The 12,728-nt window shown below is 69.5% G+C and carries 12 protein-coding genes; 8 read left to right on the top strand and 4 right to left on the bottom strand.

Features of this window, described 5'->3' with window-relative positions; genetic code table 11:
• Window positions 1-8 precede the first annotated feature (8 nt).
• Entirely contained in the window at window positions 9-191 is a 183-nt protein-coding gene (locus LQ771_RS05050; RefSeq protein ID WP_231351279.1) for an oxidoreductase-like domain-containing protein, read from the bottom strand.
• A 123-nt stretch (window positions 192-314) separates the two neighbouring features.
• Between LQ771_RS05050 and LQ771_RS05045 the strand changes: the two genes are divergently transcribed.
• From LQ771_RS05045 to LQ771_RS05010, 8 genes are all read left to right on the top strand, one after another.
• Window positions 315-812 carry a hypothetical protein gene (locus LQ771_RS05045; RefSeq protein WP_231351278.1) on the top strand — a complete coding sequence of 166 codons (498 nt, stop codon included), beginning with the start codon at window positions 315-317 and terminating at the stop codon, window positions 810-812.
• Between the two features lie 158 nt (window positions 813-970).
• Window positions 971-1,390 carry a CBS domain-containing protein gene (locus tag LQ771_RS05040; protein WP_231351277.1) on the top strand — a complete coding sequence of 140 codons (420 nt, stop codon included), beginning with the start codon at window positions 971-973 and terminating at the stop codon, window positions 1,388-1,390.
• A 24-nt stretch (window positions 1,391-1,414) separates the two neighbouring features.
• Entirely contained in the window at window positions 1,415-1,696 is a 282-nt protein-coding gene (locus tag LQ771_RS05035; protein WP_231351276.1) for a hypothetical protein, read from the top strand.
• Window positions 1,697-1,896: 200 nt separating this feature from the next.
• Window positions 1,897-2,673 (top strand): class I SAM-dependent methyltransferase, encoded by a 777-nt coding sequence (locus LQ771_RS05030; protein ID WP_231351275.1) that lies wholly within the window; start codon window positions 1,897-1,899, stop codon window positions 2,671-2,673.
• 124 nt (window positions 2,674-2,797) lie between these two features.
• Window positions 2,798-3,523 (top strand): DUF72 domain-containing protein, encoded by a 726-nt coding sequence (locus LQ771_RS05025; protein ID WP_231351274.1) that lies wholly within the window; start codon window positions 2,798-2,800, stop codon window positions 3,521-3,523.
• Between the two features lie 118 nt (window positions 3,524-3,641).
• On the top strand, window positions 3,642-4,379 hold the full coding sequence (locus tag LQ771_RS05020; RefSeq protein WP_231351273.1) for a DNA-formamidopyrimidine glycosylase family protein: 738 nt from the start codon (window positions 3,642-3,644) through the stop codon (window positions 4,377-4,379).
• A 2-nt stretch (window positions 4,380-4,381) separates the two neighbouring features.
• Entirely contained in the window at window positions 4,382-5,347 is a 966-nt protein-coding gene (locus LQ771_RS05015; protein WP_231351272.1) for a cation diffusion facilitator family transporter, read from the top strand.
• 7 nt (window positions 5,348-5,354) lie between these two features.
• The gene (locus LQ771_RS05010) at window positions 5,355-5,942 is read left to right on the top strand and encodes an alpha-ketoglutarate-dependent dioxygenase AlkB (RefSeq protein ID WP_231351271.1); all 588 of its coding nucleotides are present in this window, start codon (window positions 5,355-5,357) and stop codon (window positions 5,940-5,942) included.
• Window positions 5,943-6,023: 81 nt separating this feature from the next.
• Here the strand turns inward: LQ771_RS05010 and LQ771_RS05005 are convergent, their stop codons facing one another.
• From LQ771_RS05005 to LQ771_RS04995, 3 genes are all read right to left on the bottom strand, one after another.
• Window positions 6,024-7,691, bottom strand: a complete 1,668-nt coding sequence (locus LQ771_RS05005) for a M28 family metallopeptidase (RefSeq protein WP_425491313.1) — start codon at window positions 7,689-7,691, stop codon at window positions 6,024-6,026.
• Window positions 7,692-7,887: 196 nt separating this feature from the next.
• Window positions 7,888-10,677 carry a PAS domain-containing protein gene (locus LQ771_RS05000; RefSeq protein ID WP_231351270.1) on the bottom strand — a complete coding sequence of 930 codons (2,790 nt, stop codon included), beginning with the start codon at window positions 10,675-10,677 and terminating at the stop codon, window positions 7,888-7,890.
• Between the two features lie 104 nt (window positions 10,678-10,781).
• Window positions 10,782-12,725 carry a hybrid sensor histidine kinase/response regulator gene (locus tag LQ771_RS04995; RefSeq protein ID WP_231351269.1) on the bottom strand — a complete coding sequence of 648 codons (1,944 nt, stop codon included), beginning with the start codon at window positions 12,723-12,725 and terminating at the stop codon, window positions 10,782-10,784.
• Window positions 12,726-12,728: the final 3 nt, after the last annotated feature.

The following is a 12,728-nucleotide window of genomic DNA, read 5'->3' as shown; positions in this document are numbered from 1 at the left end:
CCACGGCCTCAGGGTGCGGGGACATCCGGATGACGTGCCTGCCAGGCTGCGAGCGCCGACCGGTAGCGTTCCAGCGCCTCGTCGTAGCGATCGAGTACGCAAGGCACGCAACCCTCGCCGCAGCACTCGGCCGGATCGGGCTCGGTGGGCCGCACGGGCGGCGGATCGTCGGAGGGAAGCGGAAGCTCCATGGGGCCATGGTAAGCCGGCGCTCACGCCATGGACACCCGCAGCCGACGCCCTGCCTACCCGCGCTGGCCAAGGATGGCCGCCGGGCCGTCCCCGCGCCCGTCCCGTCCCCCGCGAGGAACGCCATGAAGACCCGCCACGTATTCAGCACCCCCGATGCCGGGACCGCCAAGACCGTCATGCAGGCTGCGCGCGCGGCAGGCGTGCCCGAAGCGGACATTTCGCTGATCGCCCGCTCCGATATCGAACTGGAAGCGGCCCCCGAGCAGCACAAGGAAGCCGGCAGCGACTTCTACCCCGCCGCGGTGCGCGGCCTGGTCGGCGGAGGTGCGATCGGCTTGCTGGCCGGAATCGTAGCCGTGGCGATCCCGCCGGTAGGCATCACCGTGGCAGGCGTGGCCGGGCTGACCGCCGCCGGCGCCCTGACCGGCGGCTGGGCCAGCGCGCTGGTGGGTGCCTCCGTGCCGGACCCGGTACGGCGCAAGTTCGAGGACGAGATCGCGGCCGGCCGCATCCTGGTCGTGCTCGACGGTGACAAGGAGCAGCTGGCGCGCGCCGAGCCCGCACTTGCCCGCGCGGGCGCCACGCCGCTGCCGTTCGAACAGCCGACGGCGCTGACGTAGGCGGTCCTGCCGGATGAGCTCCCTCACCTCCCTGGCGGGGAGAGGGCGCGCAGCGCGTGGATTGCACGCACCCTTCATGATCCACGCACACCGCATTCAACCGGGCGCGAGGAACATGCAACCCCCCCGTCCCCCCGCCGCCGCCTCCGGAGTTACCCATGGACCTCGACCGCGTGATGACCCGCAACCCGAAGTTCTGCCTGGCCACCTCGCCGCTGGAGGAAGTCGCCCGCGCCATGCGTGACGAGGATGTCGGCGAGATCCCGGTGGTCGACCTGGACCGCCGTCCGGTCGGCGTGATCACCGATCGCGACATTGTCGTGCGGACGCTGGCCGCCGGCCGCAACCCGCTGGACGTGCGCGTGCAGGACTGCATGACTGCGCCGCCGATGGTGATCCGGGAGGACTCGACCCTGGAAGACTGCGCGAATCTGATGGAGCGCCAGCAGATCCGGCGGGTACCGGTGGTCGACGCCAAGGGGGCGCTATGCGGCATCGTTTCGTTGGCCGACCTGGAGCGCACGGACGCCCGCTCGCTGCAACAGGAAGTCACCCGCGCCGTCTCCCAGCCCCACTGACCGTTCTACCGAAGGAGCACGCCCATGAAGATCCGCCTGCTGTGCTGGAGCCTGCTGCTGGCTTCCTCGTTCGCACTGACCGCCTGCAACCGCAGCACCGACGAAAATGCCGAGACGGGCCCGGCCACGCCGGCAACCGCGCCGGCCACGACACCGACCACGCCAGTCGAGCCGACCACGCCGATGGCGCCACCGTCCTCGTCCACGGCGATGACGCCGCCGGCCACCATGCCGCCGCCCTCGTCCACGGCGGGCATGCCGGCACCGGCCTCCACCACCCCCAACTCCTCCGGTGGCGCCCACTGAGCGCAAGCCCTCACGATCGGCAGGGAGGCAAGCAGGGCCAGGGATGGCCTGGAGCGGATGACCTGAGCGAGCCTGGCCCGAGCCGGGCCCGTCGTTCTGCATTGGCGTGGCGGCCGGGGACCGGACCATCCCCCGGAAGTCACGGCGCCTTCGGCCATGCCGGGGCGCACAATCCGCAGAGCCCACCGAAGGAGCCCGACATGCGCACGCTCGTCCTCGCCGCCGCGATCGCCCTCGTCCTGCCCGCCGCCCACGCTGCGCCTGCCCCGCAGGACACCGCGCAGCACGCGCAACCGCCCTATCTTGCCGCCGCCATCAACGATCCCGGTCGCCAGGCCGATCGCGCCGACGACGCCCGCCGCAAGATCGCCCAGGTGATGGCCTTTGCCGAGGTCAAGCCGGGCGACAAGGTGCTCGAGCTGATCCCAGGCAGCGGCTACTTCACGCGCGTGTTCAGCGGCGTGGTCGGGCCCAGCGGGCACGTCTATGCGCTGTGGCCCGACGAGTACGCCAACGAGGCCCGGTCGGACGTGGCCAACCTGCGCAAGCTGAGCAAACAGCCGCACTACGCCAACGTCAGCGTGCTCACCCAGCCGGCCGCGAAGCTCGATGCGCCCGAATCGGTGGACGTGGTGTTCACCTCGCAGAACTACCACGACTACCCCGACAAGTTCATGGGCGAGGTCGACCCGGTGGTGCTCGACAAGCAGGTCTACAAGGTGCTCAAACCCGGCGGCGTGTTCATCGTGATCGATCACGTGGCTCCGGCCGGGTCGGGCATGCGCGACACCGACACGCTGCATCGCATCGACCCGGCCATCGTCAGGAAGCAGGCCGAATCGGCCGGTTTCGTTTTCGACGGCCAGAGCGACGCACTGCGCAATCCGGCCGATCCGCACGACATCAAGGTGTTCGACAAGTCGATCCGCGGACACACGGACCAGTTCATGTACCGGTTCCGCAAGCCGGCCCGGTGATCGGGGCCCGGCGACGTCCGCTCGGCGTGGGCGCGGATCGCCGCTCAGCGCGCCCTGTGCGCGCCCGGGATGGATGGCGGCCATGCACGGGGCGTGCTCCCGGAATCCTGCGCGGGGCGAAAGGTTGAGGATCGGCGCGCCGCACATCGGCTGCGCCGGATGGTCGATCCCGAAGGCGCACGCCGCGGCCTTCCCGGCCGATGGCAGCACGCTGGAGCGCTACGCGCAGGTCTTCGATTGCGTGGAGATCAACTCCAGCTTCTACCGGCATCACCGCCCGGCAACCTGGCGCCGTTGGGCGGACAGCGTGCCATCGGGGTTCCGTTTCGCCACCAAGATGCCCAGAACGATCAGCCACGAGTGCCGGCTGCAGTCATGCGACGGCCTGGTGTCCGCGTTTCTCGACGAGGTCGGCGGTCTGGGCGGCAAGCTGGGCTGGTTGCTGCTGCAGCTGCCGCCAAGCCTGGCGTTCGAGGCGTCGGTCGCCCTGCCCTTCTTCGAGCGCCTGCGGGGATGTTACGGAGGCCCGCTGGCATGCGAGCCCAGGCATGCCTCGTGGTTCGCGGCGAGCGTCGATCAGGCGCTGCGCGAGCAGCATGTCTCGCGCGTCGCCGCCGATCCGGCGCGCGTGCCACGCGCGGCGCTGCCCGGAGGCGATCGCCAGCGGATCTACCTGCGGCTCCACGGATCGCCACGCGCCTACTACGACGCCTACGCGCCCCAGGCGCTCGAACGCATCGCCCGGCGATTGCGGCGCGCACCGGAAGCCTGGTGCATCCTCGACAACACGGCGCTGGGCCATGCGACAGCCAACGCCCTGGCACTGAAGCGCATGCTCGGTTCGTTGTAGGAGCCCGCCTCGGGCATCGCGGTCGCAGACGGGTGCGCTCGCGCATCACCGGGGCGTTCACTCCGACGTGCCCCCTGCCCGCCCACAATCAGCGCAAGAAAACCACGACAGGTGATTCGTGCCCGAAGGCCCTTCGATCGTCATTCTGCGGGAAGAGCTGGCGCCCTTTACCGGGCGCACGATCCGCCATGCCGAAGGCAACGCCCGGATCGACATGGACCGGCTCGTCGGCCAGCCGGTGGTCGCCGTCCGCAGCTTTGGCAAGCAGACGCTGATCGAACTGCCGGACGTGACCATCCGCATCCACCTGCTGATGTTCGGCAGCTACCGTATCGACGAACGCAAGGAAAACATCCCGCGACTGAGCCTGCGGTTCGATGCGGGCGAGCTCAACTTCTACAGTTGCTCGGTGCGCCTGCTGGAGGGCGAGCTGGACGGACTCTACGACTGGCGTACCGACGTGATGTCCGACGCGTGGGACCCGGCGCTCGCGCGCAAGCGCCTGCGCGCGATGCCGGAAACCCTCGCCTGCGACGCGCTGCTGGACCAGGACGTCTTCGCCGGCGTGGGCAACATCATCAAGAACGAGGTGCTGTTCCGTATCCGCACGCACCCGCTCTCGACCATCGGCGCATTGCCGGCACGCAAGCTGCGCGAACTCGTCGAACAGGCGCGCCAGTACAGTTTCGAGTTCCTCGCATGGAAGCGCGCCTTCGTGCTGCGCAAGCACTGGCTGGCGCACAACAGGAGCATCTGCCCGCGCGACCAGGTGAAGTTCCATCGCGCCTACCTCGGCAGGACCAACCGCCGCAGCTTCTTCTGCGAGCTGTGCCAGCGGCGCTACGTGGAGGGTTGAGGATGTCCTCGTCGTCCTCCAATTCGCGCCTGGTCGTCTACGCGGCGCTCGCCGGCAACTTTGCCATCGCAATCGCGAAGTTCGTGGCGGCCTGGATGTCGGGCAGTTCGGCGATGCTCAGCGAAGGCGTGCATTCGCTGGTCGACACGTCCAACGAACTGCTGCTGCTCTACGGCATGAAGCGTGCCGCGCTCCCGCCGGACGCGACACACCCGTTCGGCCACGGACGCGAGCTGTATTTCTGGTCCTTCATCGTCGCGCTGCTCGTGTTCGCGCTGGGCGCGGGCGTGTCGCTGTTCGAAGGCGTGAGCCACCTGCGCGATCCCGAGCCGATGGGCGACCCGCTGGTCAACTACATCGTGCTGGGCGTGTCGATGCTGTTCGAGGGAAGCTCGTGGTATCTCGCGCTGCGGGAGTTCCGCGCGGTCAAGGGCTCGATGGGCTACTTCGAGGCCTTCCGCAAGAGCAAGGATCCGACCACCTTCACGGTGCTGCTGGAGGATTCGGCGGCACTGCTCGGTCTGCTGATCGCGCTCGCCGGCGTGGTCTCCTCCCGCGTGTTCGACATGCCCGAACTCGACGGCGCCGCCTCGCTCGGCATCGCCATCGTGCTGGCGATCGCGGCGGCCCTGCTGGCCCGCGAGAGCAAGGGACTGCTGCTGGGCGAGCCGGCGCATCCGAGGCTGCGCGAGTCGCTGCTGGCGATCGCCGCCAACGATCCGGGCGTGGGGCGGGTCAATGGCGTGCTGACGGTGCAGATGGGTCCGCACACCGTGGTCGCGGCGTTGAGCGCCGAGTTCGAGGACCGGCTCACCACGCCACAGATCGAGCAATGCATCAACCGCATCGAGCAGGCGGTCAGGCGCCGGCACGCCGAGGTCACCTCGCTGTTCGTCAAGCCACAGACGACCGAAACGTGGCATGCGCGACAGCACGCCATCGCGCGGGACAACGGGCCGAAAGAGTGACCCGGCCATGGCCCAGTTCTCGCTTTTCGACGCGGGTCCGCAGGTACTCATCGACGACGCCGGCGGCCGCGTGGTCTACATGCCCGAGGTGGTGCCGGCTGCGACCGCGCAGGCCTGGTTCGCGCAGCTGTTCGAGGGCACCGCCTGGCGCGGCGGCCGCCGCATGATGTACGAGCGCGAGGTAGATGTGCCGCGCCTGCGCGCGCATTTCGAGCTGGCCGATCCAGCCCTGCCCGCGCCGCTGCACGAGGCACTGGCGGCCGTGCGCGCGATGGTCGATGCGCCCTTCACCAGCGTGGGCCTGAATCTCTACCGCGACGAGCACGACAGCGTGGCGCCGCACAACGACAAGCTCGAAGAGCTCGTGCGCGGGCACCCGATCGCGCTGCTGTCGCTGGGCGCCACGCGCGAGATGGTGATCCGCGCCAAGCGCCCGCCACGGCGCGCGCTGCATCTGGACCTGGTCGCGGGCAGCCTGCTGACGATGGATTACGCCAGCCAGTTCCACTACGACCACGGCATTCCCAAGCAGCGCGCGCCGATGGGACCGCGGATCAGCCTCGCCTTCCGCGTGCGGCCGGCACCTTCCCCGTAAGCAGGGGAAGGCTTGGTGAAGGCGCCCGGGGTTCGTCCACGGGAAGATGTCCCGAAGGAAGGAGTCGCCCCTGATCCGGTCCTACCTGCGCAGTTCCGCCGTCTTCTCGCGTACCGCGCGGAACTCGGAGTCCTTCGACCATTCCGGCCACACGTCGGAATCGGCGAGCTGGTAGCCGAGCTGGTAGAGCAGTCGCAGGTCGTGCGCCATGCCGGTGAAACTCCAGCCGGCCTGCCATTCGTCCGAGGGCTGGTGGTAGTGCTCGCGGTTGTAGAGCTTGCCCGCAGCCTCGCCCGCCGCCTTGCCGCCATCGACCAGGTCGTTCCCCGACTCGTACGAGATCGCCGGCACGCCCTGCTTGGCGAAGGAGAAGTGGTCGGAGCGGAAGAAGCTGCCCGCTTCCGGATGCGGGTCGGACGCGTAACTCATGTCGTAGGTTCCGGCCAGCGCCACCAGCCGATCGAGCAGGCCGAGCTTCGCATTGCCGGAGATGGAGAAGTTGCGCGCGGGGCCGTGCGGATCGAGCGCATCGATGTTGATGTTGGCCACGGTCTTGCCCACCGGGTACAGCGGGTGGGTGGCGTAGTACTCGGACCCGAGCAGGCCTTTTTCCTCGGCGGTGACGGCCAGGAAAACCACCGAACGCTGCGGCCTGGGCGCGTGCGCGAAGGCACGACCCAGCTCGATCAGCCCTGCGGTGCCCGTGGCGTTGTCGACCGCGCCGTTGTAGATGCGGTCGCCCTTCCCATCGGGCGCGCCCACGCCAAGGTGATCCCAGTGCGCACTGTAGATGACCGTTTCGCCGGGACGACGGGTGCCTTCGACACGACCCACGACATTCTGCGAAGTGATCACGCTGGCATCGACGTCGTAGTGCGCCGAAAATGTCACGCCATCGAGCGTCACCGGCCTGAACTCGCGCGTCTGCGCCTGCTTCTTCAGCGCGGCGAAGTCCAGCCCCGCGGCCTGGAACATCCGCACCGCCAGGTCGTGCTGGATCCAGCCTTCCAGGGTCGGGTGTTCGGCCGCCGGCTTGTCGCGCACGATGTCGAACTGCACGTTGGTGTTGGAGTTCTTCACCGTCGCCCAGCCGTAGGAGGCCGGCGCGGTCTCGTGGACCACCAGCATGCCCAGGGCCCCCTGGCGCGCGGCTTCCTCGTACTTGTAGGTCCAGCGGCCGTAGTAGGTCATCGCCTTGCCGCCGAAGTCGCCCTTGCCGCTTTCGAAGTCGGGATCGTTGACCAGCACCACGCCGATCTTGCCCTTGAGGTCGACGCCCTTGAAATCGTCCCAGTGGCGTTCCGGCGCGTCCACGCCGTAGCCGACGAACACCAGCGGCGCGTTATTGATGTCGACCTTGCGGCTGCCGTCCATCGCCGCGCGCACGGCGATCTGCTCGCCCTGGCTCAGCGGGACGTTCTTGCCGTCCTCGGTCAGCGAGAACGCGGGCGTGCCGACGATCTCGAAGCGGCCCAGCGGCACCGGCTGCGTCCAGGTGCGCTTGCCGTCGACGATCGCGCCGCCGGGCGCAAGGCCCGCCGCCTTGAACTGGCCGACCAGGTAGTCGACCGTCCTGGCCTCGCCGGGCGTGGCCGGGCCGCGTCCCTCGAAGGCATCGGAGGACAGCGTCCGGACTTCGCGGGAGAGGCGGTGCGGGTCGAAGGTGGGCAGGTCGGTGGCCCGCGCGGGGCTGGCGAGCGCGGGCACGAGCAGGGCCGCGGCAATGGCGTAAGCGAGCGATCGGTTCAAGGCGAGCACCTATGCGAGGGGACACCCCTTGCATGGTAGGCATGCGGGCGGCGGATTCCTACCCGGCCCGCCTTGCTCCGGCAGCAGTCCGCCTGTAAGCGATGCTCTTCACGGCGCGACCTGGCAAGCGCATCGCCCGCAAGCGGGTTCCCGCGAAGGCGAGGCGGGCTTTTGATCGACGCGGCGAAGTGCGCTGCTAGCCGCCGATGACCGCGCGCACCTTGCGCTCCAGTTCGTCGTCCCGGAACGGCTTCTGCACCACGCGCTCCTCGCCCACGCCGGCCAGCGCGGTCTGGTCCGCATAGCCGGTGACGAACAGCACGGGCAGTTCGGGCCGGCGCGCGCGGGCCTGCTGCGCGACCTCCACGCCGTTCATGCCGGGCATGGCGAAGTCCGCGATCAGCAGGTCCACCTGCTCCATGCGGTCGAGCAGGTCCAGCGCCGCGCCACCGGAGCCGGCCTCCAGCACTTCGAAGCCAAGTCGGCGCAGCCGCATGGCGGTGACGTCGCGGACTGCGCTGTCGTCGTCCACCAGCAGCGCGAAGCGGCGCTGCGCCAGCGGCTCGGCATGGGCGTGGTCGTCGGGGGCCTCCTCTTTCACGGCCGCGCCTGCCTGCGCGCATGGCAGGTAGACCCGCACGGTGGTGCCGGCGCCGGGCCGGCTCTCGATGCGTACGCCGCCCCCGGACTGCTGCGCGAAGCCGAGCACCTGCGCCAGGCCCAGCCCGGAACCCTTGCCCACGCCCTTGGTGGTGAAGAACGGCTCGAATGCGCGCGCGCGCACGTCCTCGTCCATGCCGGTGCCGCTGTCGATCACCGAGATGGCCACGTAGTCGCCCGGTGCCGGCTCGCCCGGTTGCCGCGGCTCGGCCTCGAGCGTGACGTTGGCCGTCTCGATGGTGAGGCTGCCACCGACCGGCATGGCATCGCGCGCGTTGATCGCAAGGTTCAGAATCACCAGCTCGATCTGCGTGGGGTCGACCAGCGCGCTCCACAACGCCTGCTGCAGTCGCGTGGCCACGGCGACGCTGCCGCCCATGGTGCTCCTGAGCAACTCGCCCATGCCATGCACGGTGCCGTTGAGGTCGATCGCCTTCGGCTCCAGCCGCTGCCGGCGGGAGAAGGCCAGCAGCTGCGAGGTCAGCGTGGCGCCGCGGAGGGCCGCCTGGCGCATCAGTTCCAGCCGGCGGCGGACCCGCGGCTCCTCCACCGACATCTCGATCAGGTCGAGGTTGCCCAGCACGATGGTGAGCAGGTTGTTGAAGTCGTGCGCCACGCCGGAGGTGAGCTGGCCGACCGCCTCCAGTCGCTGCATCTGGCGCAGCGTGGCCTCGACCCGCTCGCGACTTTCGATCTGGTCACGCAGCTGCCGGTTGGCCGCCTCCAGTTCTTGCGCGGCAAGCTTTTCCTGGGTCACGTCGCGACCGACGGCGTAGATGCGGTCGTGCTCGGCCACCGCCGTCCAGGCGATCCAGCGCCAGCCGCCATGTTCGCACTGCATGCGGTTCTCGAACGGCGGGGCCACGTGGCCACGGCGCAGGCAGGCCAGCACGGCGTCGGCCGAACCCCGGTCCTGCGGATGGATGAAATCCAGGAACGGCCGCGCGAGCAGCGCGTCGGGCTCGTAGCCGAGGATGCGCGTCCAGGACGGGTTGACGACCTTGAAGTAGCCGTCGAACCCGGCCACCGCGAACAGGTCCCGACTGAGTTCGAACACCCGCTCGCGCTCGCGGCCGATCTGCAGCGCCGCTTCCTGCAGCGCGCGATTGCGATCTTCCAGCGCGATACGTTCGCGGTGTGCGCCGGTCACGTCCTGGTTGACGCCGATCATCCGGCGCCGGCCATCGGAGTCGGTGACGGGCGTTCCCTTGGAGAGGATCCAGCGGGTTTCGCCGTTTGCGCGGATGCGGAACTCGATGTCCACCGGCTGGCCGCTTTCGGTGCTCTGGCGGACCGCCTTGTCGACGCCGACGCGGTCCTCCGGATATACCCCGGCGCGCCAGGCCTCGTCGGGCGTGATGCCCGCGTCCGGGTCGAGCCCGAACAGCAGGTACATTTCCCGCGACCAGCGGGCGTCGCCAGACGGGAGCTCCCACTCCCAGACGCCGATGCGGCCGACCCGCTGCGCCAGCTTCAGTCGCGCTTCGCTGGCGCGCAGGGCGTCCTCGGCGCGACGGCGGTCAGTGATGTCCATCAGCACGCCCATCATCCGCGCCGGCTGGCCATCCTCCACGCGAATGTCCGCGCGCAGCAGCAACCAACGCTGTTCGCCGCCGGGCCAGACGTAGCGGAGCTCGCACTCGACGAACCGCTCGCCCCGCGCGAGCGCCTCGACCATGCGGGCATGCAGCCGCTCCCGCTCGCCGACCGGATAACCGGCACGCATCTGCTCCATCGTCGGCGTGGCGTCCTCGGGAAAGCCGAGCAGGCGATTGAGTTCGGGCGAGCCGACCATCGTCTCGGTGCGCAGGTCCACCTCCCACACCGCCATGCGCCCGGCCTCGATCGCCAGCTGCAGCCGCGCCTGGCTGGTCTCCAGCGCCTCGCGCAACTGCCGCCACTGGCTGACGTCCTGCAGCGTGCCGATGTAGCGCACCGCCCGCACCTCGCCATCGACCGGCGCAAACAAGGCCTGGCCATACGCGACCACCCAGCGCACCTGGCCATCCGGGTGCACCACGCGGTACTCGTAGGACGCGCTCTCGCGGATCTGCGGATCAAGCGCGCGCAGCAACAATCCGTGCGTGCGTGGCAGATCGTGCGGATGGGTGCGGGCCTGGACCTGTTCGAGCCGCAACGGCTCGTCGCCTGGCGGCAGCCCGCAGATCTCGCGGGCGCGGGGGGAATAGTCGAAGGTGCCGTCGAGTACGTTCCAGTCCCAGATGCCCAGCCCGGCCGCGCGCGTCGCCAGTTCCAGGCGTACCTCGCTGCCCAAGGGCATCCCGGTGCGGGCCTGCGAGGATGACGAACCCGCGCGGTGCTGCATGACAAACCACCTCGTACCTGCGTCAGCCATGGCACTCTAGCGCAGGCCGGGCACGGGAAACGTGAGATTGCCGCGCGGTCGCGGAGTGCCCGGACGCGCGAGGCTCAACCCGCCTGTTCGGTTACGCCGAGCTGGCCGGCGGCATCGCCGATGGCGCGGTGCAGCTCGAGCCGCGTGAAAGGCTTGCCCAGGCGCACCAGATCCTTGATCGGCGTGCCGGGAAGCTCCGCATAGCCGGAGGCGAGCACGATCGGCAGATCGGGTTTGCGCTCGCGCAGGAGTTTGGCCAGCCGGGTGCCGGTCATGCCGGGCATCGCCTGGTCGGTGATGACCACGTCCACCTCGCCGCCTGCGTCGACGTAGGCCAGCGCCTCCTCGGCCGAGCGCACCGCGTGGACGACGTGGCCGAGGTCCTCGGCCATCGCCATGGTGCTCAACAGGACGAGCTCATCGTCGTCCACCATCAGCAGCGCCAGCGGCTCGCCGGTGTGAACGGGGGCATCCCTGTCGACGCCTTCGACCGCTGCCGGCGCCGCCGGCTCGGCCATGTCCGCGGCGATCGGCAACCAGACCTCCACCGTGGTGCCCCTGCCCGGCTGGCTCTGCAGCAGCAGGCGCCCGCCCGACTGCTCGGCCAGGCCATAGGCCATCGACAGGCCCAGGCCGGTGCCCTTGCCCACGCCCTTGGTGGTGAAGAACGGCTCGGTCGCGCGCTTGAGGGTGTCCGCGTCCATGCCGTGCCCTTCGTCGGCGACCCAAAGGCACACGTATTCCCCTGGCGGCAGCGCCGTCGAATGCCCCTCGCCCACGTGCTCGTTGCGCGCGCCGATCTCAAGCCGGCCGCCATGCGGCATCGCATCGCGCCCGTTGACGGCCAGGTTGAGCAACGCCAGCTCCAACTGGTTGGGGTCGATCAGCACCCGCGGCAGATGCAACGGGAAACTGGTACCGATGCGGATCTCCGGACCCAGCGAGCGACGGATCAGTTCGGCCATGCCATGCACCAGCAGCGGCACGTCGACCGGGCGCGGGTGCAGTTCCTGCCGCCGCGCGAAGGCGAGCATGCGCTGGGTCAGCGCCGCGCCGCGCTGCGCACCGGCCATCGCGTTGTCCAGCAGCAACTGGGGGCGCGCCTCCGGCGGCAACCATTTGCGCAGCAGTTCCAGGTTGCCCATCACGGCCATCAGCAGATTGTTGAAGTCGTGCGCCACGCCGCCGGTGAGGTGCCCGATGGATTCGGATTTCTGCGACTGGAACAGGGCCTCGCGGGCCACCGCCAGTTCTTCCTCGGCACGCTTTTTCTCGGTCACGTCGCGGGTGATCTTGGCGAAACCCACGACGCGGCCTTCCGCGTCGGTGAGGCGATCGATCACCACGTGCGCCCAGAACAGGCTGCCGTCCTTGCGCTTGCGCCAGCCCTCGCCCTCGTACACGCCCTGCGTGCGAGCGACCGCCAGGTTGCGCGCCGGCCGACCGGTGCTGACGTCCTCGTCCGCGTAGAAATGGCTGAAGTGCTTGCCCAGCACCTCGTCCACGCGGTAGCCCTTGATGCGCTGCGCGCCGGCGTTCCAGCTGGCGACGCGGCCGTCGGCGTCGAGCAGGTAGATGGCGTAGTCGCGCACGCCCTGCACCAGCAGACTGAACTGCTGCTCGTTGCTGCCGAGCATGTCGTCGGAGTGGTGCGGCCAGGGGATGTCGCGCACCAGGTAGACATAACCGGTCAGTTCGCCGGACTCGCCGCGCACGGCTTCGATGATGGTGCGCGCCCACACCCGTTGTTCATCCTTGCCCAGGCGCCAACCGGTTTCCTCGTCGCGCCCCTCCTTGCTGGCCGCCCGCAGCGCCTGCTCCGGCAGGCCGGCGGCTCGACCCTCCGGCGTGTGGAGTGCCTGGAACGGCTGGCCGACGATCTCCCCGGCGGCGTAACCGAAAATGCGCTCGGCACCGGCGTTCCAGGTGGCTATGCGCCCCTGGGTATCGAGGAAAATCATGGCGAGCGCGTCCAGCGACTGCACCATGCGGGCGTAGTTGTCCCCACCGATGGACATGGC

The sequence above is a fragment of the Frateuria soli genome, assembly GCF_021117385.1.
GTDB lineage: Bacteria > Pseudomonadota > Gammaproteobacteria > Xanthomonadales > Rhodanobacteraceae > Frateuria_A > Frateuria_A soli.
The sequence above is the reverse complement of the archived record's forward strand: the minus strand, read 5'-3'. Positions and strand labels throughout refer to the sequence as shown.

Coding starts and splice junctions, on each gene's coding strand:
- LQ771_RS05010 (WP_231351271.1), top strand. CDS start 5,355: ATGGCCCAGTTCTCGCTTTTCGACGCGGGTCCGCAGGTACTCATCGAC.
- LQ771_RS05050 (WP_231351279.1), bottom strand. CDS start 191: ATGGAGCTTCCGCTTCCCTCCGACGATCCGCCGCCCGTGCGGCCCACC.
- LQ771_RS05040 (WP_231351277.1), top strand. CDS start 971: ATGGACCTCGACCGCGTGATGACCCGCAACCCGAAGTTCTGCCTGGCC.
- LQ771_RS04995 (WP_231351269.1), bottom strand. CDS start 12,725: ATGTCCATCGGTGGGGACAACTACGCCCGCATGGTGCAGTCGCTGGAC.
- LQ771_RS05035 (WP_231351276.1), top strand. CDS start 1,415: ATGAAGATCCGCCTGCTGTGCTGGAGCCTGCTGCTGGCTTCCTCGTTC.
- LQ771_RS05000 (WP_231351270.1), bottom strand. CDS start 10,677: ATGCAGCACCGCGCGGGTTCGTCATCCTCGCAGGCCCGCACCGGGATG.
- LQ771_RS05045 (WP_231351278.1), top strand. CDS start 315: ATGAAGACCCGCCACGTATTCAGCACCCCCGATGCCGGGACCGCCAAG.
- LQ771_RS05030 (WP_231351275.1), top strand. CDS start 1,897: ATGCGCACGCTCGTCCTCGCCGCCGCGATCGCCCTCGTCCTGCCCGCC.
- LQ771_RS05015 (WP_231351272.1), top strand. CDS start 4,382: ATGTCCTCGTCGTCCTCCAATTCGCGCCTGGTCGTCTACGCGGCGCTC.